This is a genomic window from Salinicoccus jeotgali, from assembly GCF_039538805.1.
Taxonomy (GTDB): domain Bacteria; phylum Bacillota; class Bacilli; order Staphylococcales; family Salinicoccaceae; genus Salinicoccus; species Salinicoccus jeotgali.
The window spans coordinates 118,795-145,777 of sequence record NZ_BAABCK010000012.1; the positions used below are offsets into that span (position 1 = coordinate 118,795).

Sequence of the window (26,983 nt, forward strand, 5' to 3'; positions counted from 1 at the left end):
GGGTCATACGTACAAGCCTTCCTTCAATCTTGATTGGAAATGACAAAAGGTCAGGATGTTTTATATCCTGACCACGTCATTGATTTAATACTTATAATTAGATTTTTATATCTCTTTTTGTTTTTTTCGTAGTATCAATTTGTCTTTGTCAAACGATATTTCTTCATAATCTTTAAATAAGGCGATAATTGTAGAAATTCCTATAGTTGATGCTGTAATCATCGCTGCAATCTCCAAGCCTGTAAACATAGTTGCAGTGTTGGCAGTGGTGGCAGTGGTAGCAGTCTTAGCAGTGTTAAGAAGGGCAAGACGAGTAACACCAGCAATGCCAGCGGACCCACCTGGTATAGGTAAGATTGAAACACCTAAGGCCGCAATTAAAATACCAAGCTTTACTTTACTCAACTTCGTTATCTTGCTACCTTTTTTTAATTTCTTAGCTAACTTTCCACGCACTATAATTTCTTCATATCCTTCATCTTTTGCACTAGTTAGTTCTTTTTTCGTATACACCTCAATTTTTTTCATAAAATAATCTCCCAACGAAACTAATATTGTGTTTTCGATTACAGCAAGGGACAAGTCTATTTCTTGTTATTATATATATTATACACTATTAAACCTTAAATTCAAAAAATAAGAATATTCTGATTCCAATAGATAATGTGATATTAAAATAATACATCTAACGATAAAGGGTCAGGATATCAAATATCCTGACCTTTTCATTCTACAGTAATTCTTTTGCCAAGAGACGATAGACGTTCAATCTGGCTTCCTGGGAGTGTGGAATACTGACGATCATCACTTCATCGAATCCATATCTTTCTTGTTCTTCTCTCAGCTGGGCTGCAACTTCTTTTGCCGAACCGACGATATGGAGTGGCCTGCGTTGCTCTATCTTCATTTTATCCATTTCCGTCAACGGATAGTCCTGTGCTTCCTCGGGTGTAAGGGGTGGCATTATCCTGCCTTGTGACAACATGAGTCCTGCAATATCTTGAGGTAATGCTTGAAATTCCGCTTCTTCACGTGTTTCTGCAGTCGTCACCATATAGCATACATTGATTTCTGGCTGCTCCATGAAATCGGTCGGCTTAAAGTTCTGCTTATATGCATCCAATATTTCACGGCTCAATGCCCCATTGAAGAATTGGGCAAATGAATACCCAGCACCCATTTTAGCAGTCTCTACTGCACTGTTCCCACTCGAACCAAGCATCCATGCCTCAGGGAGGGTAACGTTTTGAGGAAATGCTGGTGTTGAGCCATAAAGTCTGCCTTCAGGTGTTTCATCGTTGATCAACTGAAGCGCTATTTCAAACTTTTCATAAAGGTTATCAAGTTCAGGACGTCTGCCCTGTGACAATGCATACATGGCGCTGCCGTCCCCACCTGGTGCCCGGCCTACGCCAAAATCAATCCTGCCAGGGGAAAATGCACTGAGTGTCTTGAATACTTCAGCCAGTTTCAGTGGTGAGTAGTGCATCATCATAATGCCGCCTGTCCCTATCCTGATGTTTTCAGTCTTGGCCGCGAGTCTGGCTGCGGTGATCTCAGGGGCTGAACTGACTACTGTGCCAAGCCCATGGTGTTCTGCCATCCACATGCGATGGTATCCGAGGGAATCGGCCAATACTGCCAGTTCCTCTGCTTTATGGAGGGCATCCTTCTCGTTGTTGCCTTTAGTTACAGGTGCCTGATCCAATACACTTAATTTCATTGAAAAACCCTTCTCTCTTTATATGGTGACCTAGTAATCGAATAACCGATTGAGTTCTTGTTCCCTTTTCAGTTTTTCCGGCGTAACGTCATTTCCCACAGGATCAATGACCGTAAGCCCTGAAAGATTATCGAGCACCTGTCCGCGGAATTGGCGTAGATAATTTTCGCGCAGTTCCTTTTGTTCCTGCTGTTCGGTTGCCGTCAATCCTATTTGTTTCTTTTTCTGTGCCAGTTCATTGATGCGGTCGAGTCCCACTATCATATTTAACATCTTCTTTCATATTAGTTTTACTTTTTTATATATGCTCATATTGCACACTGCAACTTTTCTGCAGTTCTTTTTCAAGTACTTTGAAACGTTCGTTGTAATTCCCGACACGGAGCTTTTCAGTCAGGTCGGCAATATTCTCGCGCTTCAACACATTTTTCCAGGATGCCTCCGCCTCACTCATCGTCTCCCTCAATATGCACTGCTCTGATGTCTCGATTGAGTCCATCATATTATCCATTATGCCACTCGATGAATAGAGCGACTGTCGGCCTTCTATAGCAGTATAGATGTCATATATCCGTATATCTTCCGGGGATCGTTTTAGCCTGAAGCCACCTTTAGTACCATGGACTGATACAATCAAGTCCGCCTTTACCATCCTTCTCAACAGCTTTTGGAAGTAGCTCGGCGAAGCCCCGATATGTCTGCTGATTTCTTCACTGTGCAGCACAGCACCTTTAGGCAGCAGATTAAGGAGAATAACAGCGTAAACAGATTGTTCCACACCTGTCTTCATTTTCACAGCGGCATCACGTCCTTCTCTTTATATCGGATAATTGTTGTCCGATTTAAAGAATACTTTAACAGACGGAAGCAATATTGTGCAATCATGACGACTCGGAATAAAAAAACAGCAGTACGCTTCAAAGTATAATTAATCGTATTCATCGGAATACAAGTTGAATTATGTTCAATCGTCAGATATCCTATCTTCCTCCTCTTTGACACTTTATAATAGAAGTTTATAAAAGGAGATGAATATAATGCAGATTAAGGAAATAAGTGATATTCAAAATGACCGAGATGAATTGTCCCAGCTTTTCCAGGAAGTTGTAGCCCAAGGTGCCTCTATGAACTATTTGCATCCGATGAGTGATGAAACAGCTTTACGTTATTGGGATGGTGTCCTGTCTGAAAATGTCTGCCTCTATGTCGCCGTGATGGATGGGTCTATTGCAGGTACAGTCCAACTGCACCTCAGCGATAAAGAGAATGGACAGCATCGGGCGGAAATCGCCAAGTTGATGACGCATCCGGCTGCCCGCAGAAAAGGTGTAGCAAAAGCATTGCTGAAACATGCAGAAGAAGCAGCCTTTAGTAAAAATAGATGGCTAGTCATGCTTGATACCGAGAAAGATGGTCCAGCAAATATTCTCTATCAAGATGAAGGGTATGCTCCCATCGGTTCGATTCCTTCATACTCACAAGACCCATTCGGAGAATACAAAGATGTTAATGTCTACTACAAACATTTGAAATGATTATCAAAAGGACCCTTCTTTAATGAAGCTTCTTCTAATTATAGATATCACGATCAATTAACTGACAGTTTGATTCAGATACATTCATCAGAAATCACATCTTTTTTTCTTTACTGAATCCAAATTGTGGGTAGATGTTTATATGTCCAATCAATACGGCATGATAATACTATTTCATGAACAGGAGAGATCAGAAAATGAGAGAAGTAGAGTTTCATAATGGGAACACAATGCCGCAGATAGGTCTTGGCGTATTCAGGGTTGAAGACGGAGAAGACTGTAAGAATGCTGTCAAACATGCGATTGTAAGCGGCTACCGCAGTATTGATACAGCTATGATCTACAAAAATGAGAAGAGTGTCGGCGAAGGTATCAAAGAAGGCATCAAGGAGGCGGGCATTGATCGTTCTGACCTTTTCGTGACGTCCAAGCTTTGGCTTGATGACTATGGTCTTGGAAACGTGGAGAAGGCCTACGACACATCCCTTGAAAACCTTCAGCTGGACTACTTGGATCTATATCTTATGCACTGGCCAGGCACCGATGAGGATCTTATGATCGAGACATGGCATGAAATGGAGCATCTATATAACAATGATCGTGTCAAAAACATCGGCGTCAGCAACTTCATGGTTTCACACTTGGAGACATTACTGCAGCGGACGGATGTAAAACCGGTCATCAATCAGGTGGAGTATCACCCCTATCTTGTCCAAAACGACCTGAAGCTGTACCTCGATTCCCGTAAGATCATCATGGAATCCTGGTCACCATTGATGAACGCCAAAATACTTGATGATGAAACAATCAAGGAGATTGCGGAAGAGACCGGCAAGTCACCTGCTCAAGTGGTCATCCGCTGGAATATAGAAAACGGCCTCGTCACCATACCGAAATCCGTAACACCTGATCGGATAGAAGAGAATATAGACGTATTCGGCTTCTCCCTAAGTAAAACCCAGATCAGTCGTATCAATCAATTGAATAAGAATGAACGGAACGGTCCAGACCCTGCTACATTCACTGGGAATAGATAGGCAGTCATCATTCTTAAATTATAATACAGACAAAGAAATATCCCAGACATAAATTTGAGGTGCATCCGAAAAGTTGAATTTTTCAGATGCACCTCAATTCTATTAATAAGATTCTTTTCATTATGATGCATTTCATTTATAAGGTTACCACATCTCATAGTGAGCACACCGGCATCCATATTGTCCGCCTCTCAATCCACAACCGTCTGGTGCTTCACAAAGCCGAAGTAAATCATTAGCGCCCCAATACTGCACAAGATGATGACGACTGCCATAGGCCAAGCAGCATCCTCCCCTGCCACGCCGACAAGCGGGGATACGAGGGCACCCCCTATGAATGGCAATAGGCCAAGAAACGCTGATGCGCTGCCTGCTGATTTTCTTTGATTTTGCATGCCCAGTGAAAAAGCCATCGTCGACACTGCGCCGACACTCGATACGACAAGCAGCAGAGCGATGAGCATCGGCAGAAGAGAGAGTTCCAACATGACCACCACCATAAGCAGAAGACTGCCAATGACACACATTGATACACCCATCAGCAATATCCGCACTTCGCTCATAAATGAAGACAGTTTACCGGCAACTTGGGCGGCTGCAATGATACCGAGGCCGTTCAGGGCAAATATGAGTGAGAACTGCTGAGGGGACACTTCATAGATGTTCTGCAGGATAAAAGGCGAGCCGGCGATATAGGCGAACATGGCAGACATGACCAGTGCCTGCGTGAAGGCGATGCCCATGAACACCTTATCTTTGAAGAGGTCGCCAAAGGTTTTGACGACGGCGAGCACGCTGCCCTCGGAACGGTCAGATTCCCCTAGCGTCTCATCTAACATGAAAAAGACTGCAAGGAGCAGAATCACTCCGATGGCTGCAATTACCAGAAAGACCGACGGCCAAGAACCGAAGTTGAGGATCATCCCGCCTGATATCGGTGCAAGGATCGGTGCCGCCCCATTGACCAGGGCCAGAAGTGCAAATGCTTTCGTCAATTCTTTTCCCGCATACATATCCCTCGCGGCTGCCCGCGCAATGACGATGCCCGATGCACCGGTGAAGCCTTGGAGGAAGCGAAGAAGTACGAAAAGCCAGATGTTGCCGGTGAAGGCACATAGTGCTGAGACTACTGCATATATGGCCAGGGTATATAGAAGTGGCCGCTTCCGTCCCATGATGTCGCTGAGAGGACCGAATATGAGTTGACCAGCTGCAAGGCCAATCAGGCAAGCAGTCAGGCTGAGTTGGGTCAATGAAACTGTGGTGTCGAGGTCAGCTGCAACAATCGGCAGTGCCGGCAAGTACATATCCATAGACAATGGCCCGATGGATGTCAGCAGACCAAGCAGTACAACAATCCAGAACTTCCGTCTTTTTTCTTCCTTGCTCATATTCATTACAGCATCTCTTCTTCCATTCACTTAATTTTACAATATTTAAAATAAAGCATATCACTGTCCAATTCGGCTGACCATGATCAGCACCTCCAGAAGTGAAATGCTTTTTAGGTTTCCTGCGGCATTTTCAACAGCATTACACTGATGATGATGGACTCCCCAAAGTCAGCTCAGTCCAACTTTGGGGAGTCTTTTCGATTGGAAGTAAGAATGTATGAATAGTGTCAGACGATCACTCCATCTCTGAGCGCTTCGGCATACCACTTTGGGCACCGAGTTTCTGTACGGAGAGGGAAGCGGCTTTATTGGCAAACCCAACCGCTTCTTCGAGCGCCTTTCCTTCAGCGAGGGCGACTGCGAGTGCGCCATTGAATGTATCGCCGGCACCTGTGGTATCTGTGACTTCAACCTTCTCTGAAGGCACGGTGATCATCCTGTCCCCTCTGAAGAAGGAGGCGCCTTTGGCCCCGTTTGTGATGACCAGCTTATCCAGGAATTTCGGCAGATCATCGGTATCGTATGCGAACAGCTTCTTTGCTTCGTTGTCGTTCGGCGTAATGTATGTAGCCTTCCCCCAATAGGCATCATCCAGCTGCATGGCAGGCGCAGGATTGATGATGACGGGTACATCAAGCGTCTCGCAGAGGTCAAGTATATGTTCAACGGTCCGTTTCGGGATTTCAAACTGGATCAGGATATAATCGCTTGCCTCAATCCTTTCTTTGAACTTGTCTATATAACCGGGGTGCATTTCGCCGTTGGCACCGGCGATGATGATGATCCGGTTGTCCTGATCCGATACGATGATATTGGCGAGACCGGAAGAGACGCCGGGCTCGGTCTCTACAGCCTCTATCCTTATCCCTTGTGATTCGAAATTATCGATGAGGGCCGCACCGAACGGGTCATCTCCCACCTTGCCGATCATATGTACTTCTGCACCGAGTCTGGCGGCGGCGACTGCCTGGTTCGCACCTTTGCCGCCGGGCAAGGTCTTGAAGCTTTCGCCTGATATGGTCTCGCCCTGCTCAGGCATATTTTCTGCTACGGTCATCAGATCCATGTTGATGCTGCCGATGACAGTGATTTTAGGAGTATGCATGATCATCACTCCTCACCGTAGGATCTGAGTATATTCTCAAACAGATTCCAGAACTTTTCCTGGTCGACTTCATACGCGAATTTCGTATTGGCAGGTTTCCCCGTCACGCCGAGTAGGTCCACTGCTGTTTCACCGTATGTCATCTCCCCTTTTGTTTCGACATCTGCATGCACATGCTTGAATGTAAACAAATCCGGCTGCAACAGATACATCGTCGTGCAGGCATCATGGATGGGTCCGCCCGACATACCGAAATGTTCTTTATACATGTCGCCGAAGAAGATAAGGAGTTCTGAGACGAATTTTGCTGTTGGATTATTGATTCCAGCCAGACGCTTCTGAATCTCATCTGTGGCGATCACCTGATGCGTCACATCGAGGCCGAACATTGTAACGGGAATGCCACTATTGAATACAACCTTTGCAGCTTCTGCATCGACATAGATATTGAACTCGGCAGAAGGGGTCCAGTTGCCGAATGTGCCGCCGCCCATCAGGACGATCTCTTCGATATCCGATTTGATTTCCGGTGCTTTGATCAGCGCCAGCGCGATGTTCGTCAATGGCCCGGTCGGCACCAGAGTCACTTTTCCATCAGCTTTTTTCACCCGATCAATGATGAAATCGACTGCGTGGCCCTCTTCCTTCTGACTTTTTGGTTCTGGCAGTACGGGACCATCCATGCCGGATTCGCCGTGGATTTCTGTTGCGATTTCACTTTCTTTGACAAGCGGCCTTGCGGCACCTTGGATGACCGGCACGTTAAGCTTCAGAAGGTCCTTGACCTTCAAGGCGTTGATTGTATTCTTATCGACTTCGACATTTCCTGCGACTGTGGTGATGCCAAGGATGTCCAGGCTGCTTTTTGCTGAAGCGGCGATGATGATCGATATGGCATCGTCATGGCCCGGATCACAATCTAATATCACTTTTTTGTATGTCATTGATTAATTTCTCCTATTCATTAGTATGGATTGACATGGACGTTTACGTCCTGCACCTCTTCAAACTGGCGCATCAATATTTGTTTGACCTCCCTGGCCACATGGTGCCCCTCCTCGACCGTCATTCTTGCATCTACGGCGATTTTAATGTCGATGATCACATAGGACCCATGCGAACGCGCACTCAAATTATCGATGTTACGCACTTTATCGACAGCAAGCACTGCCTCTCTCATATCCTGGGTCTCATCTTCGTTCAGCACGACTTCAAGGGATACACTGACTGCTTCTTTTCCCAGCTGGTAGCCCATATACATGATGATCAGGGCGATAACAGCGCTCGCTATAGGATCCAGATAGGCCAAGGCAGGAATGTTGAACGAGCTGCCCACTATAGTCAGCCCGATGCCCACCAGCGCCACCAAGGACGATATCGCATCAGAGCGATGGTGCCATGCATCTGCAATCAGAGCCGGGCTCTTTATCCTACTGCCGAGGCGGTACTTATACTGGAAGAGGGCTTCCTTCACGACCACTGAGAAGATGATGATATATAGCGCAATGAGCGTCGTCTCGCTCCCTACCGAGCCTGATATCAGCGAGCTCACTGAATTGTATATGATCTCGAAGCCAACGACGATGAGCATTATCGCTATAATCAGGGTCGCGACGTTTTCGGACTTGCCGTGGCCATATGGATGTTCTTCATCAGGCGGTTTACGTGAGGCGCGTATACCGATCAAGACAGCTAGTGAACTCAACACGTCTGAAGCGGAATGCACTGCGTCTGCAATGAGGGCCCTGCTGTTTCCAAGCACTCCCCCGATCAGCTTCAGTACAGCCAGAAGAATATTGACGGCCATACCTATAATAGTGGCGACTTGTGCCTTTTTATGCCTATTTTCCATATCATATCCCTCATTTTTAAATTGCTGGCTTCTTCATTCTATCAATGTCTGTCCTTTAATTGAATATAAAAGGCAGAACCCGGCGGGTTCTGCCTTTATTCTGCCTCTTCGTCAGCCAGCGTCTCTACGTCAGAGACCACTTCTTCGAGTGGGAATTCATTATCCCCTGTGTCCACTCCTGGATAATCTTTGATAACTTTGCCTTCCTGATCAATCAGATAGAAGCTGATGCCGTGTGTCACCTGGTTGCTGCCTTCTGGTGGCGGTGCCACGATCGTCTTGAAGTTATCTTCAGCAAATCCTCTGATGAAGCTGTAGTCATAGCCGGTGGCGAGCTGCCATTCAGTATCATCAGGCACATCGTAATGGGACAGGTAGTCAGCCAATACTTGCGGCGTATCCGTTTCAGGGTCGACTGATAGACTGAGGACACCATAGTCCTCCACGCCCCGTTCTTCCAGCTCATTGACAACATCCGTCATATTCGCCGTCATGGGCGGGCAGACGGTTGCACAATTTGTGAATATGAAATCGAGGAGCCAGACTTTGCCCTCCATATCTTCTCGCGTAAATGTCTCGCCCTGCTGATTCGTCACTTCGAAGTCCTCCAGTTCATTGCCGTACCGGGACATCACTTCGACGTCTGAATCACTGCAGGCAGAGAGTATGAATGATGCCATTAAAACAGTAACCAATATTTTCTTCATTAAAAACCCTCCGGAGACGTTTATATCCAACTATATCAGAGAAGCGGATGCACACAACCTGTAAAAAAAGGATATTTGTGAAAATAATATGGCGGATATCATAAAATGCATTTTTATCTGGGCTATTGTTTTTCTGAAGCACTGCTCTCCCGTGTCTGTTCCTTTAGGAAGAAGGCCATCACGATGCCTGCTGCGGCCATCACCGCTGAGAAGATGAAGGATGCGTTCACCCCTGTGACTTCTTCCATCGCTGTTGGTGTGCCGTCTGAGAGCCGGAGAGTGACTCCTGTCATGATGGTAACCATCATCGCGGTAAAGAGTGAACCGCCGATCTGACGCATCGTATTGTTCATGGCGGTCCCGTGTGGGATCAATATATCCTTTAGTGCATTCATGGCGAATGTGGTCAGTGGCATCATCGTCAATCCTGTCCCCAATAATCTGAAGGTATAGATGGTTGTGATGTAGCTGAACGTGGAATCGGTCGTGAGATCCGACAACAATATTGAAGTGACCAAAATCAGAGTCAATCCGGCAAATGTTAAAATCCGTATTCCGAACTTGTCGAACAAGGTACCCGCGACCGGCATCGTCAGACCCATGAGCAGGGCGCCGGGCAGCAGGGCCAGCCCTGATTCAAACGGCGAATAGCCGAGCATATCCTGCATAAGGACGGGCAATATGTTGTTTGCCCCGACCATTGAAGTGAATACCACGACACCGATCAGTGAACTCAGCAGGAAGTGGCGATTCTTGAATACGCGCATTTCCAAGATAGGCTGCCTAAGCTTCAGCTGGCGCCTCGCGAACACCAATACCAACAGCAGACCGACCACGATGGAGGACATTACAAGCAGATCTGTCCATCCCCTTGTACCGGCAATCGAAAATCCGTAAAGCAGTCCCCCGAAGCCGAATGTAGATAGTACAATCGATGGCAGGTCGACTTTTGGATTCGTCTGCTGGGTCACATTCTTCATGGAGACCAAGGCGAGGACGAAGTTCAATAATACTAGCGGCAGCACGATGAAAAAGAGTGCGCGCCATGGCCATATTCCTACAATATATCCAGCAAGCGGCGGCCCGATGGCCGGGGCCAGGCCGATGACCAGGCCGAAGTAGCCCATTGCCTTCCCACGCTGTTCGAGCGGGAACTGGGTCAACAGGATGACTTGGGTCAGCGGCATCATGATGCCTGCTGACAGACCCTGGAACACCCGCCCGAGCAGCAGTACCGAATAGACCGGCGACAGTGCGGCGAGCAGGGTGCCGGTGATGAAGATCATCATGCCGGTCAAATAGAGTGTCCTCGAAGTGAATTTATTGATCAGGAATGCTGACACTGGAATCATGATGCCGTTGACGAGGAAGAAACCCGTCGTCAGCCACTGTGCGGTGCTGAACGGTACATTGAAATCATTCATGATCGGCGGGACTGCAGTGACGAGCAGCATCTGGTTGAGCAGGACGAGGAATGATCCCATCAACAATGTCGCAATCAGTACCATCTTTGGACTCATCTTCATTTGTTTCATATCTTCACTACTTCCTTAGAAATGAACTTGGGAGCTTACTTGAAACGTGTAACGCTGCGTTCATTGGCGGCATCGACTTCAAGGATATGCTCCATGCGCGTCTTCAACTCTTCTACATGCGAAATGATGCCGACCATCTTGCCCGTCGTCTGCAGGTCGATGAGCGTATTCACCGCTACATCCAATGTTTCAGGGTCGAGCGTGCCGAACCCTTCATCGATCAGCATCGTTTCCAGGCTGATGCCCCCCGACTCCTGCTGCAGGGCTTCATTCAAGGCAAGTGCGAGCGTCAGCGCCGCCTGGAACGATTCGCCTCCGGACAGTGAAGAAATGTGCCTCGGCTGATTATTGTAGAAGTCGAAGACCTCGATATCCAGTCCGGTTTTCCGGTTGCTGCGTGAGGTGCTCCTCCTCAGTTCATACCTGTGCCCGGTCATCTCAAGAAGTCGGATATTGGCGATCTGCAGTATGCGGTCCAAGTAATAGGTCAGCACGAACCGCTCAAGGGAGACCTTCTGATCATTCCTGCCGGCCACTGCATCCGCTAATGATAATAAGGCCTGGGTCTCTTCAAGGGCCGCTTCATGCTGCTCGATCAACCCGTTTATCCTGTCGAGGTTTTTATTGTTATGCTCAATTTGAGCGTTCAGCTTCGCGCGACCTTCCATCAGTGACTCGAGATCCTTCTCTATAACTGCAAGTTCTTCTTGTTCCTTTGATGGATCAACCCATTCGCGGCCCTCCATCTGATTTTCCAGGTGGCGCTTCCTATCCAGCGCCACCTCTTTTTCACGATGGTATGATTTGATGGCCGCCTCGATTTTGCTGATGTCAGTCCGTTCTGAAATGCTGATCAGCTCTTCCCGACTCATCGATACCTCATGCGTGAATCGGTCTATCTCGGGTGTCAGTGAGGACAGTGTCTGTTCCGCCTTTTCGGCCTGGCCATTTAATGCCGCAGCCTTTTCTTCCATTCTGGCAAGTTCATCCTTGGTCGCGAGGCGCACAGTCTCGTTCTGGTGCAGACGGTCGCGGTGCCCCTCCACCTCTCGTCGCTTTTCTTTAAAAGCTTGCACGAATGCTTCAAACTGCTCGTAACCCGTCTCTTTTGTGAACGTATCCTTCAGTTCCTGGGCCCGGTTGAGCTGGTGGGTGATATTATTTTCGTTCACTCTACCATCTGTCAGCTTCTGTTCAAGGCGCTTGTACTGTTCATTATACTCAGACTGCCTCCGGTACTTCGCGGAATCTGCCTGCTGATTTTGCGTAAGCTGTTGATAGTCGGTTTCAAGTTCTTCATAAGTCCTCTGCAGCACTGCCAGGTCCGTCCGCTCCTTATCTGCAGTCATCTCTTCCAGCAGCCGGCGCTTCGCCTGCAGTTCCGCTTGGCGCCCGGCTAGGCGCTGCAATGTGTCATTGAAATCGTTCAAGCGCTTCTCTTCATCATCGGTCAACGTTTCCACATTATGGGGCAGTGTCTGGACCGGCTGCCTGCACACTGGACAGTCATGACCGACTTCAAGATGCTCTAGAAGATGGCTGATATGATGGCCGTCTTCAGTGGAGAACTTGTCCTGTACGCTGCGTTTCAGCCTCTCCAGGCTTTCTTTCGTTTCTTTAGACTGCTTTTCCAATTGCAGCAGTTCATCATCTATCTTGATCACCTCTTCATCATTGCGGCGGTTATCCTGCTCTTCTTTGATGGCAGTATCAAGTGCCATCCTCTCCTTTTCATTTTCGAAGGCAGCCCGGGCCAACCGGTCTGATGCTGCGCGGTCCCATGCGTCTTCCTGCATGCGCACTTTTAGTTCTTCCATCTGGCGTGCCAGCTTCTTAGACTCTTGTTCGATATCGGTTTTAGCCTTCTGCAGCTCTTCAATTCCAGAGATGTCCTCCCGGATGTGATCGTCCGACATGAAGCGTTCTGTCCGGTTCAGCCATTTCTCGATTTCAGAGTAGCGGCCTTCAGCGGCCTTCAACTCTTCATATTCTGCCAGATGATCCTCGTATTTTTTTTGAGAAGCATGCTGCGCTTCGACCAATTCCTGCAGGCTGAGGTCGAGCCTTTTCTTCTCGGCAAGGGCCTCACTCTCTTTTTTCAGCGCATACTCCTTCTCTTTGGCGATCCGGTAGTCTGCCAATGATTTCTCCAACTCTTCCATCTCAGTTTTTCGACTTTCCAATTTATTCAATCCGTCTTCAATCTCCTGCAGTTCCTTCACCCTTGTGTTATGGAGTTCCTTGTCGTCCAGCACTTTTTTGACGGTCTCGAATGATTTCTGGTGGCTGGTAGTTTCTGTACCAACTGCTTCAAGTTTTTCTGCTAGCAGATTCTGTATTTGGTTGATTGCCTCTACCCTTTTGGCTGATGTCGGATAGTCTGCTTCCATCAGGTTTCTGACTGCGGCATGTTCATCCCCACTCAAGGAATTGAAGAGTTCCTGAATTTTAGTTTCCATCACCGCGGTGTCCTTCAACTTCTCTTTCTTCAGTTCATTGAGCTTGTTTTCAAACTGGACGAAGCGCTCCGTCCGGAAAAGAGTGCGCAATATTTCCTGCTTCTGTTCGCTGGAAGAAGTAAGCAGCCGCTTGAATTCACCTTGGGGGAGGACGAGGATCTGCCTGAACTGGTCTGCATCCAATTTGATGATGTCCATAATCGACTGCTTGACACCGTTGATGCTGCTGTCGATCACATCACCTTCGCTGCTGTATAGTACCGCTTTTGGGGGGACCGGGGTCTTCCGCCCTGCCTTATGGTAGGACAGCGTACGTTCCACCGTATATGTGCGGCCGCGTATTTCAAACTGCAGCCGGATCGAACTGATATCATCATCCGTTGCAAATTGGCTTCTGACCGAGCCTTCGGTCCGGTCCCTTGTCGACAGTGTGCCGTAGAGCGCATAGGTGATGGCATCAAATATCATCGTTTTGCCGGAACCTGTCCTGCCGCTGATCAGGAACATGCTGTCTTTTACTTTAGTGAAATCTATCGTTTCATTCTCGAACGGGCCGAAATAATGCATGCTAATCTGTATCGGTTTCATCTATATCACCTTTGAAATAGTTATTGAATATTTCTGTCTGATAGCGGTTCGGTGGTTCACCGAAAATATTTTCGATGAATGAACCGAATATCTCCCCGTCGGTTGAACTGCCCGCATCGACCGCCTTCATGCTTTCTTCGCTGACTTCTTTTATCGGCCTTAACTCCAATGTGTTCGGGTATATCATCTTGATTTTGGACATGGGGTCATTGATGTGCGACATGCCCGACAATTCAAATTTGAAATATGCTTCCCTATCCTCAAAATGAACCGCCTCTTCAATGACATCATCGAACGCCCCGGTGTAGTGGATGAGGTCGCGCTTCATATCAAGCGGAACAAAACGGCATTGCACGCCGCCATCTGTATCGATGATGCGGAATCCTTTCGGCTGACTCACTTCCGAGAAGGAGTATTTGAGGAGCGAGCCACTGTAGAATATCTTTTCATGGGTTATGGCAAATGGATGGTGCAGATGCCCGAGCAGCACGAGATCAAACGCTTCGAACAGATCAGCACTAACCTCTTCTGATAAACCAATAGACAACGGGCGCTCGGACTCCGATGTCTTGCCCTCAGAAATGAACATATGACCGACCACTATATTGAAAACACTGTCGTCCATTACTTTCGATATCTCTTCTGTAATCCGTACATAGACGTCATGATGAGTCTTTATCCCGTCGTCCTGAAAATGGACTCTCGCTTCCAGAACATCCAGATAAGGGATCATATAGAAGTGATGACCCCTCATTTTAATTGGTGTGGTAATGTCGTCGATCGCCGTGCGCATGTGATAACCGCTCTTGGCAAACCAGTAGCTGCCGTAGTCAAGGCGCGAGCGGCTGTCATGATTTCCGCTGATCGCCAGGACTGGTACATTTTCCTCTATATTTATCTTATACAGATAATCATTCACCAGCTTCAATGCGGATTGGGAAGGGTTGGCGCGGTCGAAGACGTCCCCTGCAAGGACGAGCACATCAATGTCCTCTTGCCTTACGCAATCGAGGACCTGTTCGAGCATGTGTTGCTGATCTTCAATAAGATCCATGCCGTTCAGCCGCTTTCCTATATGCCAATCTCCTGTATGTAGAATTTTCATTGTATCTATCACCTCGTATCTTCTAATTATACAAGAAAAACGCCCCCCAAGTAAGTTCAGGGGACGGTTTTTCAATGCAGCTGTCGGATGGATATGATGAGGGCATCCAGTTTCTGCTCCATCCTATAGAGCAGAAAGAATGTGATCACTGCCGGAAAACCAACATCGCTGACTAATGGCACCCATTCCATGCTAGATTATCTCGGTAACATTCTGTTCGACGATTTTAGCCGAATGGACAGACACCGGCGTGCCCTGCGACGGTGCCAGTACACCTGTGTCCATAAGCTTTCTGGCCTCTAGGAGTATCGCTTCTTCTGTCAGGTTATCCTTCGGGTTGCTGATGTTCAGTGTAAACCGGCGGTCTGCCGATGTGTTGAAGACGATGACAAGTTTCCTGGTCATGGTTTATTCCCCCTTAATTAATTGATGACATAAGTCTGTTCCTTTTCGACGATTGCGTATACATCATTCGTCAACACTTGGTACACCTCGGCTGCTGCATTGATATCTGCATCCGTCGCTGACAGCTCCAGGTTCCTGACGGATCTGAAGCGCAGTTTTTCCCCGCCTTTTCCATCTGCTTCAAAAAAGTAGAACTTCGCACTTAAGTTTTTCAACATGTCCTTCACCTCCTTCGCCTTATATATCGAAGGGGATGATTAGATGGACAATATTCTTTTTATTTCTTATAATAGCCTTGAGGTGAGGCAATGGACGATCTATTTATGTGGCTGATTGCGCTATGGACTTTCATCATGTTGGGGCTCATGGTAATCGGCGGATATTTCATGTTCAGGAAGTTTTTGAAGCGTATGCCAAAAGGAGATGGGTACAGCGAACTCGATTGGCAGGCGTTCTATATAGATAAGGCGCTGCCCCTGTGGCACGACGAGGCGAAATCCATGCTGAATGAGCTCGTCACCCCTGTCCCCGAATTGTTCAGGGATGTGGCCAAAGAACGGATTGCAGGCAGGATTTCGAAGATTGCCCTTGATGAGGGCGCTAAAAAGATATCATTGGACCACATCATGAAAGGATACATCATCGCTACGCCGAAGCGGGACCATAAGTTCATGAAAAAGAAACTGAATGAATTGGATATTGATTATACACCGTATGAAGCGCTCTTCGAATACGCCGATGACGAGAAACAGAAATTCTCCATCTTTGAACAGACGGAAAAAGTAAGCAGCAGATCAAGTTGACTTGATCTGCTGCTTTTCATATTGCTTCAATTTCATCAGCATCGACAGACGCCATATTATGATCATGACGAAGGCGAGCAGGAAGAACATCCCGCCGATTTCACCGGGGGAGATGCTCATGGACAGGATGGTCTTCAGAATAATCCTCAAGACAAGCAACCCTGCCAGTATGACGGGGAAGAGCTTCGATTGCCTGACATACAGCGCCCCGTCCTTCTGCTCATAACGGGTAGTGATGACGAGCAGGACGGAAAAGATGAGCCCCATCGCCACTGCTTCTAGGATTTCAGAGGAGCTGAGCCTGAAATATGGAAATACATACATCAAGGCGCCGGTCGACATCATCACCGGTGGTATGATGATCTTACGTAATGTCAACGGCCGTTTGGCCGCACGTTGTCTGACGATTATGGCCCCGATCCCCATAATGACGGCCATGATGGACGCAGCTGTAAACAAAATGCTTTCAATATTCATGGCTTAAAACCCCTGGAAATCGCCGAAGAACGGCTGCAGCCAGATGATGATCTGCGTCAGCCCATCAAAATAGAGCAATACACCCATCATAATCATGATGATGCCACCGACTTTCATGATACGGTTTGAATATTTCAGCATCCAACGTGTCCGTGAGACGAAGAAGCTCAGCGTGAAGAAAGGCACCGCAAAACCAAGACAGTATACGACCATCAACATAAGCGCGTTGTTCGGCTCGGATGCACTCATCGCAAATATTGCGCCGATGATCGGACCGTTGCACGGCGTCCACCCTGCACCAAAAGCCATGCCGATCAGAATGGAACCAAAAAAACCGGATGGTCTGTTCTTAAACTGGACCTTCCTGTCCTTCATCAAAAAGTTGAAGTTCAGTACTCCGGTTACAATAAGACCGAATATTATAATCAGGATAGCACCCAGTTGGCGGATCAGATTCGAGTACTCTATCAATAATCCGCCGAAGAATGCGGTGCCGAATCCGAGTGCGATATAGATTAGACTGAATCCAATCAAGAAAAATAAAGTATGAAGGATCGCCCGCACATTGAACTTCTGACTTTCCACTTCATTATAGCTCATACCGGTTATGTAGGAGATGAAAGCCGGAAAGACCGGAAGTACACATGGGGAGACGAAGCTTAATACGCCTGCACCAAATGCGAGAAGGAATGTCACTTCACTACCCATAGAAAAACCCCCAATCAGATATCATTCTATCAGACATCCTCTTAGTTTAGATATTCTATCGGGACGAATATGCGAACATTGTATGACAATTATTGCTGGCCGTTCTGCAGCTGATACATCTTATGGTAGATGCCTCTTTTACAAATAAGCGTGTCATGTGTGCCGCGCTCGACGATTTCGCCACGGTTGAGTACGAGAATCTGATCGGCATCCTGGATGGTCGACAGCCTGTGTGCAATCGCGAGCGTCGTACGTCCCCGGCGCATCTTCTCCAGTGAATGCTGGATCTGCTCTTCTGTCTCGGAATCGATGTTTGCCGTCGCTTCATCAAGGATCAATATTTTAGGATCTATCGCCATCGTCCGGGCGAACGCGATCAGCTGGCGCTGTCCGCTTGAAAATGCGCCGCCTTTTTCGATCACCCTGTGCTGATAGCCGCCCGGAAGGTTGTCTATGAATTTATCCGCATAGACGAATTCCCCAGCTGCCTTCACTTCTTCAAATGTCATGTCGGGGTGGTACAGTCGGATGTTTGAGGCGATCGTGCCGTAGAAGATGAATGGATCCTGCAGCACGAGCCCCACCTTATGCTTCAATTCGCTTTTTGGCATTTCCTTGATGGAGTGCCCATCGATGGTGATGTCCCCCTGATTGAATTCATAGAAGCGCATAAATAAGTTTATGATTGAACTCTTTCCGGAACCGGTGTGTCCGACCAATGCAACGGTCTCCCCCGGCCGGGCTGTAAACGTGATGTTCTTCAGCACGTCCACTTCACCATCATAGCTGAAGGTGACATCTTTGAATTCGATATGCCCCTCAGTGATCTCCGCTTCCTCATCCTTATCTTGGACCGGTTCCAGGCGCTCATCATCCATCAGGGTGAATACCCGGCTTGCGGATACAAGTGCCTGCTGAAAGATGTTCAGATTCTGGCTGACCTGGTTGATTGGTTCAAAGAACCGTTCCATATACTGCAGGAATGCAAAGACGACACCGGCTGTAACGGTCGATTCGAAGCTTAGGAATCCGAAATAGCCGAGTATCACTGCGATGGCCAGCACATAGATCATGCTGATGGCCGGCCTCAGAAGCAGGCCATCGAGCTTGACATTCTTCATATTATATTTGTAGTGTGTCTCATTTATAGTATTGAATTCCGCTTGTAGACGCCTTTCCTGGTTGAATACCTGTATGATCTTCATGCCTTCTATCGATTCGGCCAGTTTCGCATTCATCTCGCTCAGAAGCTGGCGTGCATGGGAGAAGAAGTTGGCTGAATACTTCCGGTATACTGCCAAAATGACAGCGATCACAGGCATGAAGAGCAGTGCAAACAAAGCCAGTTTAACGTCCAGGATGAACATCATCACAAAGCTTGAGATGACCATGAAGATCGCCATAAGGAATGTTGCCAGCACACCGATGAACATGTCGACGATCGCTTCCGTATCATTTGTGATCCGCGATACGACGCTGCCGCCAGGCACTTTATCGAAATAGCGCATGCCAAGACGGCCGATCTTTTCAAATGCATCGATCCGCAGCTGCTGGATCACCTTGAACGCCAAATACTGGAAGAGATAGATGTTCATGTATGTGGTGACTGCCCCGAGTAACTGGACGATGGTAAAAATGATGATCAGCCACATGATATCCTGTTCCGGAAACACACCCGGCGTCAAATAATCATCGATGAAGATCATGACGAGGTAAGGAGTGGCTACACCTGCTGCAGTGGATACCGCAAGCATTAGGAATCCCAATGTCAGCACACCTTTGAAGGGCAACGTATATTTCATCAGACGGAACAGGACATCCTTCTGATCATTGAATGTCAGATTCAAATTGTCATTCTCCATCTAATTCGGCCTCCCTTCAGCCATGTCTTCCAAGGAACTCTCCAGAGATTCACGCAGCGCCTGTGCATTATAGGTGTCGTGATACCAGCCCTGTTCTGCCATCAGCGTGTCGTGTGTGCCCATCTCCATTATTGTCCCGGCATCCATGACGATGATCAGATCTGCATGGCTGACAGCACTCATGCGGTGCGCTGTAATGATATTCGTCTTACCGTGCCGGTTGGACTGCAGACTCTCAAGTATGCGCTCTTCGGTTTCTGCATCAACGGCTGATAATGAATCATCAAGTATCAGCACTTCCGGATCAAGAATCAGTGCGCGCGCAATCGATATGCGCTGCTTCTGCCCTCCGGATAATGAGACGCCACGCTCTCCGACAACGGTATCGTAGCCGTGGGCGAATGCTTCTATATCATCGTGTATCTGGCTGAGGCGTGCCGCTTCATGGATATGTGCATCATCCATTCCCGGATTGCTGAACGCGATATTATTCCGGATCGTCGTGGAGAACAGGAAATGATCCTGGGGCACATAGCCGAACTGCGCCCTCAGATTGCTGATGTTATAATCTCTGAGCGGATGGCTGCCGTAGAGGATATCTTCCGGGTTGACCGTATCGAATTCACGGAGGAGTAGTCTGAGCAATGCACTTTTACCAGAACCAGTACGACCGACTATACCGACCGTCGTGCCTCTTTCGATGGAGAAACGGACATCCCGCACTCCATCGGAATCATCGCCCGGAAAATTGAAGGCGCCGATATTAAAATGGATGTCTCCTTCAGGCTGATCTTCTATCAGATATTCTTCTCCAATGTCATTTTTCGTCTCCATGATCTTTTCTATCCGGGCGTAGGAGGCGCTGCCCCTTTGTATCAGGTTGAAGAACATCCCGAGCGCAAGGAGCGGCCAGACCATCATGCCTAAGTAGGTTGTGAATGTGACCAGCTGTCCGACGGTGATCGCATCGTCAAGCACCATGCGCGCTCCGAAAAATATGGAGATGAAGTAACTCGCTCCAATCACTGTCATTATTGTCGGATCGAACAGTGCATCGACTTTTGAAACTTTCAGATTTTTATCGACGACATCATCACTCAACATTCTGAAGTCTTCCTGATCATGGGATTCATATCCGAACGTTTTGGTCACCTTGATGCCCGATATGCTTTCTTGGGTCTTATCGTTGAGCATGCTGAAGGCAGCCTGCGCCTTCTTGAAGCCGCGGTTTAGGAGTGTACCGTAATAACTCGTCAATATCACCATGAACGGTAACGGAATCATCGCCATCAATGTCAGTTTTGGACTGATTGTAACGGCCATCGTAATCAGAACCGCCCCTCCGGTGATCAGTGAATCGGCTATAGTCAGAATCCCGGCACCGGCAGTCGCCTGGACTGCCTGGATATCATTGGTGGCATGGGCCATCAGATCCCCGGTACGCTTCTTCTGATAGAATGAAGGGCTCATCTGTGAATATTTATTATAGAGCGAGGAACGCAGAATCTTCCCAAGTCGGTAACTCGCCCCGAAAATCATAATGCGCCAGAAGTATCTGAATATGTATGTCAAAGCCGCGACCATTATGAGCAGAATGATGAATTGGCCCAGTATCTCTGCAGTCAGCGACTCTTGCCTTATCCCGTCGATGACCCATCCTATGACTTGCGGGGGCACCAGTTCCATCAATGCAACGAGTATCAGCATGATGATGCCGGCGACGTAATTTTTGCGTTCCCTTTTAAAGAACCACCCCAATTTTTTGAATACTCTCATGCCATCCCCCCTTTTTGTTGACTGCATTTAAATTCTATCATATATTTCGAAAATTGAAATATTTTAAGCGTAAAAATAAACCCTTCTATATAGAAGGGTTCATCTTTATTTTTTTGATGCTTTCATACGCTCTTTTGTTGATTTTGAATCGGCACTGCGATTCATCATAGTCATCATCTGATTGATTTTCTTCTGGGAAGGTTTCTGTCCCATTTGCATCATCATCATTCTGAGCATCTCTTCATTGATAGGTGGATTCTTTTCGAGGTAATCCATCATATATTTCCGTGCCATGAAGAAACCAAGGGCAACGCCACCGATGAGTGCAACAATAACAATCAGTATCCAGATCCATGTAGCCAAACTGCTCACCTCTTTCTTCGTAGAACAGTATAAAGTCTACATCAAAAACAGGTGTTTTTCAACAGATTATTTCTTCATCACTGTCTCCAATATCCGTTCGACGGTAAATCCATATTTTTCGACGACTATGTCGCCAGGGGCACTCGCACCGAACGTGTCGATTGTGTGCAACTTGCCGTTCATGCCGATGAAACGGTGCCATCCCAGACTTGCCGCCATTTCAATGGCGGTCCGGTTTTCGATGTGCGTGTTCAGTACACTTTCGATATATGCTTCATCCTGCTTCAGGAACTGCTGCATATTCGGGATGGAGGCGACTTTCACTTTTACACCTTGTGCATTAAGTTCTTCTGCGGTGTCCACAGCCAATGGCAGCTCGCTTCCGGAAGCGAATAGGATCGCATCATCCCCTTCGTCATAGGCTAGATAACCACCTTTTTTGACACCTTCTTCAACAACATCGTAAGGCACATCGATCGTTTTGACATTTTGACGTGTCAGCACAAGGGCCGTCGGTGTATCTTCAGCTTCCATTGCTATCTTCCAGGCGGCACGTGTTTCGTTGCCTTCTGCCGGTCTGATTGTATTGAGGTTCGGTATGGCGCGGAGACCAGCAAGCTGTTCTACCGGTTCATGCGTCGGACCGTCTTCCCCTACTGCGATTGAATCATGGGTAAGTACATAAGTTACAGGCAGTTTCATCAGTGCGCTCAGACGCATGGCTGGCTTGAGGTAGTCACTGAACACGAAGAACGTGCCACCGTAAGGACGAAGGCCACCGTGTGCTGCCATGCCGTTCAAGGCAGCTGCCATACCGAATTCTCTGACGCCAAACCAAATGTTCCGTCCAGCGTAATTATCAGGACCGAAATCTTCTTCATCCTTCACATTGGTCTTATTGCTGCTGGCAAGGTCCGCAGCACCACCGAACAATGTCGGAACGGAATCAGACAGGGCCTGTATCATATCGCTTGATACTGCACGTGTGGCTTTCTCTTCGCCTGCTTCATAATAAGGCATATCCTTGTCGTAGTTCTCCTGTAGACGATGGTGGACGGCATCCTCAAATTCAGCGTGCAGTTGTGGATGTGCTTCTTTGTAGCCTTTAAGCATTTCATTCCATGCTTCTTCTTTTTCATTGCTTCTTGTTTTCATCGTTTCATTGAAGCGTTCATAGACCGATGGATCGACATCGAATGTCTTCTCCGGATCCAATCCATAATATTCAAAAGCTGCCTTGCGTTCCTCTTCACCGAGCGGCGCACCGTGTGAGGCGCTTTTGCCCTGCTTGTTCGGGGAACCATAGCCGATGATCGTCTTCACTTCGATAAGTGTCGGACGGTTCGATGACTTGGCATTCTTTATCGCTTTGTCTATGGCATCACAGTCATTGCCATCTTCCACTTTGATGTAGTGCCAGTTATACCCTTTAAAACGTGTGCCGACATCTTCCGAGAAGCTCATGTCGAGATCGCCATCGAGCGATATGTCATTTGAGTCATAAAGCACGATCAGCTTATCCAAAGCCAAGTGACCCGCCAGTGATGCCGCTTCATGTGAGACACCTTCCATCAAGTCGCCATCGCTTGCTATGACATACGTGTAGTGGTCCATCACATCATGGCCATCCCTATTGAAGCGGGCTGCCAGATGCTTTTCCGCCATCGCCATACCGACACTCATTGCGAATCCTTGACCCAATGGTCCTGTAGTCACTTCCACACCTTCGGTATGTTTGAATTCAGGGTGTCCAGGGGTCTTCGACTCGTACTGCCTGAAATTCTTCAGCTCTTCCATTTCAAGCGAACCGCTCAAGTGCAGCAGGCTATACAACAACATGGAGCCATGGCCCGCACTCAATACGAAACGGTCCCTGTTGAACCAGTCCATTGAGTTCGGGTTGAAGTTCAGATGGCGGGACCAAAGTGTATAAGCCATCGGTGCAGCCCCCATAGGGAGACCCGGGTGGCCCGATGCCGCCTTTTCGATTGCATCAATGGATAGTGAACGGATTGTGTTGATAGCTAGTTGATCTGTCTTATCAAAAGTCATTTACGCATACTCCTTTATGAATTCTTATTTTTATCTGCTTGGATTTTCTTTACTTTTTCAGGGGTCACATCATTGCCTTCAGGGTCGACGACTTTAGTGTTCTCCACCTGTTTTTTGAATGAGGAGCGGAAGTTTTTAAGATACTCTTCCCTCAAACCTTTCAGTTCAGAGAGTTCATCCCCTGTGATGCTGCCCGACTTCTTTTTGGCAGCGAGCGTATTGATCCGCTGAATTTTATCTTTGTCTAACATAGCAGCCCTCCTGTCCACTTTCTTATAATCTACCATAAAAAAAAGTGTGAGACCATTCTCACACTTCAAAGTCATCTTATGAATCCAATCATTTCCATCAACTGCTCCATATTGCTGCGCTCGGCATACTCTTCAGCCGATAGATCCGCCTCTTCTACAGGCGGGGGTGCATCGCCATGTGTGACGACCTGGTACTCATCTATATAGACAACTTCAGAATTACTATTCCCTTCCTTGTGGGAATCCAACATGAAAATGAGGCCAGCAGCGAAAACAAATATAAAGACCATACCCAATAGTTTAAATTCCTTCAATGTCATCATTACTACCTCCAGAACATACGTTTGTATAAATATAATAACAGAACGCATGTTCCGGGTCAATGGATAGCGAACAAATGTTTGTAAGATGCTCTCTATTATGATAAAATTTAAACAACAATATGGCGGAGGTAATAACTATGAAGGCGCTAACAGACAGGCAAAAACAAATATACCAATTCATCAAATCCACAGTGAAGGATAAAGGCTATCCGCCGAGTGTCAGGGAAATCGGCAACGCGGTCGGTCTCCAGTCGAGCTCCACTGTCCACGGCCATCTGGCGAAACTGCAGGAAAAAGGTTTCATCAAAAGGGACCCTACAAAACCCAGGGCCATCGAAGTCATCACGGAAGAGAACGAACAGCATGGCGCAGTAATCCATGTTCCGGTCCTCGGTAAGGTTACAGCCGGGCTGCCGATCACTGCTGTAGAGAACATCGATGAGTACTTCCCTCTCCCCGAACATTTCACAGCGAACCACAACAGTGAGATCTTCCTCCTCAACGTGGCAGGTGACAGCATGATCGATGCGGGCATCCATGATGGTGACAGAGTGATAGTGCGCAAGCAGAACATTGCCCATAATGGCGACATCATCGTTGCGATGACGGATGATGATGAAGCGACGGTCAAACGTTTCTATAAGGAACAAGGCTACTACAGGCTGCAGCCTGAAAACACGACTATGGAGCCGATCATCTTGGACAGTGTCGCTGTACTCGGTAAAGTCGTTGGACTATTCCGCGCGTTTTAATGGATTTCAATATAGAAAAGGGCGCATCTTAAAGATGCGCCCTTTTTGTCTTTCCGTATCCATCCTGTCAATATCCTTCGTTACAAATGTTTTATCTATCAAGTATGATTCTGATTTGTTCTAAAATATCTTTTGGATTTTGTGTTTGCTTGTCCTCTGTTTTATGTTTCAACTGCATCCCCTCGTTCTTGTTTCATTCAGGATGGTGATCTGGAAAGATGATTCTATTATTTAAATATATAAGCCCTGTGTCTGTTTTCCCCTTATTCCGGCAGGCGAAACATTATTTTTCAAATTATATTTCTCCAATACCTCAATAGAATTATATTCTTTTAATATGCATGATGGGTACCAATTACTTGTCTAGAGTAGAACCATCAAAAGCCGGGTATGTATAAATAAGCTGTAATTCCTATGGCAAAGCAGGATCCATAACCATATTTTTCGAATTTCATTCTGTATATTCTGTGAAATCAATGGGACCGGAGGGAGTTTAAATGACAATCCGGATAAAAGGTTTTTTCAAAAATTTAATCCACTATTCTTTAAAAGATAAAGTGTTTGATATGGCAGCACAACTCTCTTACTATTTGTTGCTTGCAATATTCCCGTTTTTGATCTTAATATTCACCTTATTGCGATTCCTGCCGCTCTCAACCGGTACAGTACTGGATATCATCAGACCGTATGCACCAGAAGGGTCAATGCAGTTGATTGAGGACAATTTGTATCATGTGCTCGAGGTTACAAGAGGAGATTTATTGTCGATCAGTATGGTAGCGACTTTATGGTTGTCCGCAATGGGTGCCAGTGCATTGGCACGGACATTAAACAGTGCACACAGGGTGGAAGAGAGCAGGCCTTTCCTGAGAGCGTTTGGTGTTGCAATTCTGCTCACCATCGGCATGATCCTCGGGGTGATCATCTCTTTAATATTACTGGTGTTTGGACGAGAGATCGGATTGTCCATTTCTTCCTTATTAAGAGTCGACGCTGGTTTCCTGCAGAATTGGAACACATTCCGCTGGACTTTCAGTTTTATCATATTAGTGGTCCTGGTTGCAGGTCTGTATTACTTTGTACCAAATAAGAAATTACGTTTTCTCGACATCCTCCCTGGCACATTGTTTGCTGTGATTGGCTGGCAGCTGGCTTCGCTCGGTTTCTCATATTATGTGGGCATCGCTGATTATTCCATTATTTACGGAAACCTTGGGACCATCGTCATTCTACTGATCTGGTTATATTTATCTTCCCTGATAATTTTAATAGGCGGTGAAATTAACGCGATCATAAGCAGTAAAAGGAGCAGGAAAGTACAGTGATCCTTGTAAAGTAGGCTATAAATTCAAGGTAATGATCTGGAAAGATGATTCTATATTTAAACATATAAGTCTGTTCTTTTTTCCTCCCATATTCAGGAATAAGAACATAAAATCAAGAATATGTATAAACTGGTTCTTTCAGCGTACAGGAATCCGTCATCAGAGAAGGCGCAAGGGAACGCAAGATGAAAGTTTTCTTTCCGCGTTTTCATCCCTCCCCCAGTTCAATGATTAGGAAACACAACTTGTCTATATATTTAATACAGGGATTTAGGGTATAAAAGCTAAATTATACATAATAAATTGGATTCGATTTATGTCCTTGAATCCAATTCATTCTTCATTATAGACAGCACAGCACGGGAAGACCAGACAGCTAGGGTGTCACACATCAACGAAATTACTTGTGATGGCATACTTATCCATCCATCAAAGCACATGTGCCACATCAATATATATATATCCGCATCATAAATGATATTCCAGTAGTATTCGCGGGGACCAAAGAAAAATCAATGCACAAAAGGGGTTTGGGACTTAAATAATTTGTGTATGGAAATCGATATAAATCCACAAATGCCTGCGTAGACGATTGAGGCACATAGTGATACTTTCATTTCGAAAGGAATGAGAGTATCACCAGCAAGATGCCGACTGATATGAAATGCACATATAAAAACGGGTCTTCGGAATATATAGTGGAATTACTTTTTTAATAGTCGCCGATTGTAAAATTAAGCTAGACACCTAAAAAGGGTCACGCGTGATACACTCAAAATGAGTTTTCCGACCAAAGAAAATCATAGGAGTGATCACGCATGACCTACACCCATATTACCACGGACG

The 26,983-nt window shown here is 46.8% G+C and carries 28 protein-coding genes; 5 read left to right on the forward strand and 23 right to left on the reverse strand.

Translation table 11 applies throughout. The features are described 5' to 3' along the window. Positions 1-105 precede the first annotated feature (105 nt). From ABD734_RS02315 to ABD734_RS02330, 4 genes are all read right to left on the reverse strand, one after another. Positions 106-528: a hypothetical protein gene (locus ABD734_RS02315; protein WP_344701004.1), complete on the reverse strand. Its 423-nt coding sequence runs from the start codon at positions 526-528 to the stop codon at positions 106-108. 202 nt (positions 529-730) lie between these two features. Then, positions 731-1,723 carry an LLM class flavin-dependent oxidoreductase gene (locus ABD734_RS02320; protein ID WP_344701005.1) on the reverse strand — a complete coding sequence of 331 codons (993 nt, stop codon included), beginning with the start codon at positions 1,721-1,723 and terminating at the stop codon, positions 731-733. A 30-nt stretch (positions 1,724-1,753) separates the two neighbouring features. Continuing rightward, complete coding sequence (locus tag ABD734_RS02325; RefSeq protein WP_344701006.1) at positions 1,754-1,987, reverse strand: DUF896 domain-containing protein; 234 nt, start codon at positions 1,985-1,987, stop codon at positions 1,754-1,756. 34 nt (positions 1,988-2,021) lie between these two features. Beyond that, positions 2,022-2,519 (reverse strand): RrF2 family transcriptional regulator, encoded by a 498-nt coding sequence (locus ABD734_RS02330; RefSeq protein WP_425568275.1) that lies wholly within the window; start codon positions 2,517-2,519, stop codon positions 2,022-2,024. Positions 2,520-2,760: 241 nt separating this feature from the next. Between ABD734_RS02330 and ABD734_RS02335 the strand changes: the two genes are divergently transcribed. Both ABD734_RS02335 and ABD734_RS02340 read left to right on the forward strand, forming a co-directional pair. Next, positions 2,761-3,258: a GNAT family N-acetyltransferase gene (locus tag ABD734_RS02335; RefSeq protein ID WP_344701007.1), complete on the forward strand. Its 498-nt coding sequence runs from the start codon at positions 2,761-2,763 to the stop codon at positions 3,256-3,258. A gap of 197 nt (positions 3,259-3,455) precedes the next feature. After that, the gene (locus tag ABD734_RS02340; RefSeq protein WP_344701008.1) at positions 3,456-4,295 is read left to right on the forward strand and encodes an aldo/keto reductase; all 840 of its coding nucleotides are present in this window, start codon (positions 3,456-3,458) and stop codon (positions 4,293-4,295) included. Positions 4,296-4,486: 191 nt separating this feature from the next. On the opposite strand, the gene ABD734_RS02345 is transcribed toward ABD734_RS02340, so the two are convergent. The 11 genes from ABD734_RS02345 to ABD734_RS02395 form a co-directional block, all read right to left on the reverse strand. After that, positions 4,487-5,692 carry a multidrug effflux MFS transporter gene (locus ABD734_RS02345; RefSeq protein WP_425568276.1) on the reverse strand — a complete coding sequence of 402 codons (1,206 nt, stop codon included), beginning with the start codon at positions 5,690-5,692 and terminating at the stop codon, positions 4,487-4,489. A 232-nt stretch (positions 5,693-5,924) separates the two neighbouring features. Continuing rightward, on the reverse strand, positions 5,925-6,794 hold the full coding sequence (rbsK, locus tag ABD734_RS02350) for a ribokinase (protein ID WP_344701009.1): 870 nt from the start codon (positions 6,792-6,794) through the stop codon (positions 5,925-5,927). 5 nt (positions 6,795-6,799) lie between these two features. Next, on the reverse strand, positions 6,800-7,738 hold the full coding sequence (locus ABD734_RS02355) for a nucleoside hydrolase (protein WP_344701010.1): 939 nt from the start codon (positions 7,736-7,738) through the stop codon (positions 6,800-6,802). Between the two features lie 20 nt (positions 7,739-7,758). Then, positions 7,759-8,646: a cation diffusion facilitator family transporter gene (locus tag ABD734_RS02360; protein WP_344701011.1), complete on the reverse strand. Its 888-nt coding sequence runs from the start codon at positions 8,644-8,646 to the stop codon at positions 7,759-7,761. 95 nt (positions 8,647-8,741) lie between these two features. Further along, positions 8,742-9,353: an SCO family protein gene (locus tag ABD734_RS02365; protein WP_344701012.1), complete on the reverse strand. Its 612-nt coding sequence runs from the start codon at positions 9,351-9,353 to the stop codon at positions 8,742-8,744. A gap of 122 nt (positions 9,354-9,475) precedes the next feature. Continuing rightward, the gene (locus ABD734_RS02370; RefSeq protein ID WP_344701013.1) at positions 9,476-10,888 is read right to left on the reverse strand and encodes an MDR family MFS transporter; all 1,413 of its coding nucleotides are present in this window, start codon (positions 10,886-10,888) and stop codon (positions 9,476-9,478) included. 35 nt (positions 10,889-10,923) lie between these two features. Next, a complete protein-coding gene (locus ABD734_RS02375; RefSeq protein WP_344701014.1) occupies positions 10,924-13,935 on the reverse strand; it encodes an AAA family ATPase in 3,012 nt (1,003 codons plus the stop codon). Next, positions 13,916-15,040 carry an exonuclease SbcCD subunit D gene (locus ABD734_RS02380; protein ID WP_344701016.1) on the reverse strand — a complete coding sequence of 375 codons (1,125 nt, stop codon included), beginning with the start codon at positions 15,038-15,040 and terminating at the stop codon, positions 13,916-13,918. Before ABD734_RS02380 ends, ABD734_RS02375 begins: the two co-directional genes overlap by 20 nt. A 71-nt stretch (positions 15,041-15,111) precedes the next feature. After that, positions 15,112-15,231: a YvrJ family protein gene (locus tag ABD734_RS02385; protein WP_344701018.1), complete on the reverse strand. Its 120-nt coding sequence runs from the start codon at positions 15,229-15,231 to the stop codon at positions 15,112-15,114. 1 nt (position 15,232) lies between these two features. After that, positions 15,233-15,445: a DUF2922 domain-containing protein gene (locus tag ABD734_RS02390; protein ID WP_344701020.1), complete on the reverse strand. Its 213-nt coding sequence runs from the start codon at positions 15,443-15,445 to the stop codon at positions 15,233-15,235. Positions 15,446-15,462: 17 nt separating this feature from the next. Then, positions 15,463-15,663, reverse strand: coding sequence for a DUF1659 domain-containing protein (locus ABD734_RS02395; protein WP_344701022.1), 201 nt, complete (start codon positions 15,661-15,663; stop codon positions 15,463-15,465). 90 nt (positions 15,664-15,753) lie between these two features. On the opposite strand from ABD734_RS02395, the gene ABD734_RS02400 reads away from it, so the two are divergent. Beyond that, positions 15,754-16,248 carry a DUF2621 family protein gene (locus ABD734_RS02400; protein WP_344701024.1) on the forward strand — a complete coding sequence of 165 codons (495 nt, stop codon included), beginning with the start codon at positions 15,754-15,756 and terminating at the stop codon, positions 16,246-16,248. Here ABD734_RS02400 and ABD734_RS02405 read toward each other — a convergent pair. From ABD734_RS02405 to ABD734_RS02440, 8 genes are all read right to left on the reverse strand, one after another. Beyond that, positions 16,240-16,725: a CcdC family protein gene (locus ABD734_RS02405; protein ID WP_344701026.1), complete on the reverse strand. Its 486-nt coding sequence runs from the start codon at positions 16,723-16,725 to the stop codon at positions 16,240-16,242. The genes ABD734_RS02400 and ABD734_RS02405 overlap by 9 nt on opposite strands. 3 nt (positions 16,726-16,728) lie before the next feature. Beyond that, positions 16,729-17,433 carry a cytochrome c biogenesis CcdA family protein gene (locus tag ABD734_RS02410; protein ID WP_344701028.1) on the reverse strand — a complete coding sequence of 235 codons (705 nt, stop codon included), beginning with the start codon at positions 17,431-17,433 and terminating at the stop codon, positions 16,729-16,731. Between the two features lie 89 nt (positions 17,434-17,522). Continuing rightward, positions 17,523-19,295, reverse strand: coding sequence for an ABC transporter ATP-binding protein (locus tag ABD734_RS02415; protein WP_344701030.1), 1,773 nt, complete (start codon positions 19,293-19,295; stop codon positions 17,523-17,525). Beyond that, a complete protein-coding gene (locus tag ABD734_RS02420; protein ID WP_344701032.1) occupies positions 19,296-21,071 on the reverse strand; it encodes an ABC transporter transmembrane domain-containing protein in 1,776 nt (591 codons plus the stop codon). Positions 21,072-21,176: 105 nt separating this feature from the next. Further along, complete coding sequence (locus ABD734_RS02425) at positions 21,177-21,434, reverse strand: YneF family protein (RefSeq protein ID WP_344701034.1); 258 nt, start codon at positions 21,432-21,434, stop codon at positions 21,177-21,179. A gap of 66 nt (positions 21,435-21,500) precedes the next feature. Next, entirely contained in the window at positions 21,501-23,486 is a 1,986-nt protein-coding gene (gene tkt / locus ABD734_RS02430) for a transketolase (RefSeq protein WP_344701036.1), read from the reverse strand. Positions 23,487-23,500: 14 nt separating this feature from the next. Further along, positions 23,501-23,737 (reverse strand): DUF896 domain-containing protein, encoded by a 237-nt coding sequence (locus ABD734_RS02435; RefSeq protein ID WP_344701038.1) that lies wholly within the window; start codon positions 23,735-23,737, stop codon positions 23,501-23,503. Between the two features lie 71 nt (positions 23,738-23,808). Continuing rightward, on the reverse strand, positions 23,809-24,060 hold the full coding sequence (locus ABD734_RS02440; RefSeq protein WP_344701040.1) for a hypothetical protein: 252 nt from the start codon (positions 24,058-24,060) through the stop codon (positions 23,809-23,811). Positions 24,061-24,197: 137 nt separating this feature from the next. Between ABD734_RS02440 and lexA the strand changes: the two genes are divergently transcribed. Together lexA and ABD734_RS02450 are read left to right on the forward strand one after the other, a co-directional pair. Continuing rightward, positions 24,198-24,812, forward strand: coding sequence for a transcriptional repressor LexA (gene lexA / locus ABD734_RS02445; protein ID WP_344701042.1), 615 nt, complete (start codon positions 24,198-24,200; stop codon positions 24,810-24,812). A 497-nt stretch (positions 24,813-25,309) separates the two neighbouring features. Continuing rightward, positions 25,310-26,137, forward strand: a complete 828-nt coding sequence (locus tag ABD734_RS02450) for a YihY/virulence factor BrkB family protein (protein ID WP_344701044.1) — start codon at positions 25,310-25,312, stop codon at positions 26,135-26,137. The last annotated feature ends 846 nt before the right edge of the window (positions 26,138-26,983 follow it).

Bases quoted from the DNA above. Each gene is read 5' to 3' on its own strand.
- ABD734_RS02315 (WP_344701004.1), bottom strand. From the start codon at position 528: ATGAAAAAAATTGAGGTGTATACGAAAAAAGAACTAACTAGTGCAAAA.
- ABD734_RS02320 (WP_344701005.1), bottom strand. From the start codon at position 1,723: ATGAAATTAAGTGTATTGGATCAGGCACCTGTAACTAAAGGCAACAAC.
- ABD734_RS02325 (WP_344701006.1), bottom strand. From the start codon at position 1,987: ATGATAGTGGGACTCGACCGCATCAATGAACTGGCACAGAAAAAGAAA.
- ABD734_RS02335 (WP_344701007.1), top strand. From the start codon at position 2,761: ATGCAGATTAAGGAAATAAGTGATATTCAAAATGACCGAGATGAATTG.
- ABD734_RS02340 (WP_344701008.1), top strand. From the start codon at position 3,456: ATGAGAGAAGTAGAGTTTCATAATGGGAACACAATGCCGCAGATAGGT.
- ABD734_RS02345 (WP_425568276.1), bottom strand. From the start codon at position 5,692: ATGAATATGAGCAAGGAAGAAAAAAGACGGAAGTTCTGGATTGTTGTA.
- rbsK (WP_344701009.1), bottom strand. From the start codon at position 6,794: ATGCATACTCCTAAAATCACTGTCATCGGCAGCATCAACATGGATCTG.
- ABD734_RS02355 (WP_344701010.1), bottom strand. From the start codon at position 7,738: ATGACATACAAAAAAGTGATATTAGATTGTGATCCGGGCCATGACGAT.
- ABD734_RS02360 (WP_344701011.1), bottom strand. From the start codon at position 8,646: ATGGAAAATAGGCATAAAAAGGCACAAGTCGCCACTATTATAGGTATG.
- ABD734_RS02365 (WP_344701012.1), bottom strand. From the start codon at position 9,353: ATGAAGAAAATATTGGTTACTGTTTTAATGGCATCATTCATACTCTCT.
- ABD734_RS02370 (WP_344701013.1), bottom strand. From the start codon at position 10,888: ATGAAACAAATGAAGATGAGTCCAAAGATGGTACTGATTGCGACATTG.
- ABD734_RS02375 (WP_344701014.1), bottom strand. From the start codon at position 13,935: ATGAAACCGATACAGATTAGCATGCATTATTTCGGCCCGTTCGAGAAT.
- ABD734_RS02380 (WP_344701016.1), bottom strand. From the start codon at position 15,040: ATGAAAATTCTACATACAGGAGATTGGCATATAGGAAAGCGGCTGAAC.
- ABD734_RS02385 (WP_344701018.1), bottom strand. From the start codon at position 15,231: ATGGAATGGGTGCCATTAGTCAGCGATGTTGGTTTTCCGGCAGTGATC.
- ABD734_RS02390 (WP_344701020.1), bottom strand. From the start codon at position 15,445: ATGACCAGGAAACTTGTCATCGTCTTCAACACATCGGCAGACCGCCGG.
- ABD734_RS02395 (WP_344701022.1), bottom strand. From the start codon at position 15,663: ATGTTGAAAAACTTAAGTGCGAAGTTCTACTTTTTTGAAGCAGATGGA.
- ABD734_RS02400 (WP_344701024.1), top strand. From the start codon at position 15,754: ATGGACGATCTATTTATGTGGCTGATTGCGCTATGGACTTTCATCATG.
- ABD734_RS02405 (WP_344701026.1), bottom strand. From the start codon at position 16,725: ATGAATATTGAAAGCATTTTGTTTACAGCTGCGTCCATCATGGCCGTC.
- ABD734_RS02410 (WP_344701028.1), bottom strand. From the start codon at position 17,433: ATGGGTAGTGAAGTGACATTCCTTCTCGCATTTGGTGCAGGCGTATTA.
- ABD734_RS02415 (WP_344701030.1), bottom strand. From the start codon at position 19,295: ATGGAGAATGACAATTTGAATCTGACATTCAATGATCAGAAGGATGTC.
- ABD734_RS02420 (WP_344701032.1), bottom strand. From the start codon at position 21,071: ATGAGAGTATTCAAAAAATTGGGGTGGTTCTTTAAAAGGGAACGCAAA.
- tkt (WP_344701036.1), bottom strand. From the start codon at position 23,486: ATGACTTTTGATAAGACAGATCAACTAGCTATCAACACAATCCGTTCA.
- ABD734_RS02435 (WP_344701038.1), bottom strand. From the start codon at position 23,737: ATGTTAGACAAAGATAAAATTCAGCGGATCAATACGCTCGCTGCCAAA.
- ABD734_RS02440 (WP_344701040.1), bottom strand. From the start codon at position 24,060: ATGATGACATTGAAGGAATTTAAACTATTGGGTATGGTCTTTATATTT.
- lexA (WP_344701042.1), top strand. From the start codon at position 24,198: ATGAAGGCGCTAACAGACAGGCAAAAACAAATATACCAATTCATCAAA.
- ABD734_RS02450 (WP_344701044.1), top strand. From the start codon at position 25,310: ATGACAATCCGGATAAAAGGTTTTTTCAAAAATTTAATCCACTATTCT.